This is a genomic window from Polaromonas sp. P1_G2 (assembly GCF_056405515.1).
In genome coordinates, this window is the sequence record NZ_JBFUBY010001107.1 from 1 (window position 1) to 460 (window position 460).

Annotated in this window: 1 protein-coding gene; it reads left to right on the forward strand. The window is 59.3% G+C overall.

The features are described from left to right. Positions 1 to 25: 25 nt before the first annotated feature. The coding region (locus tag AC1D0P_RS29285) for a calcium-binding protein (RefSeq protein ID WP_477679941.1) at positions 26 to 460 on the forward strand (435 nt) is incomplete at its 3' end.

Below are 460 nucleotides of genomic sequence, written 5' to 3' on the forward strand. Positions count from 1 at the left end.
CTCCTATGCCGGCTCGACGAAGGGCGTGACGGCCAGCCTGCTCAAGCCTTCCGACAATACCGGCGATGCCAAGGGCGATATTTATGTCGCGATCGAGAACCTGACAGGCTCCGGCAAGGCGGACAAGCTGACCGGCAATGGCCTGGCCAATGTGATCACCGGCGGTGCCGGTATCGACCAGCTCTGGGGCGGCAGCGGCGCCGATACCTTCGTGTTCGGCAAGGGCGATACGGGATCTTCCGCGAAGACCGCTGACGTGATCGAGGATTTCTCGCATGCCCAGCACGATATCATCGATCTCATAGCGATCGACGCCAATACCAAGACCGGCGCGGATGACCACTTCAAGATCGTCACCAGCGAGAAGCAGGCGCTTGCCACGATCGGCAGCCTCTATATCGAGACGCATGGCAAGGACTACACGATCTTCCTGAACAACGACGCTCACAAGGGTTTTGAT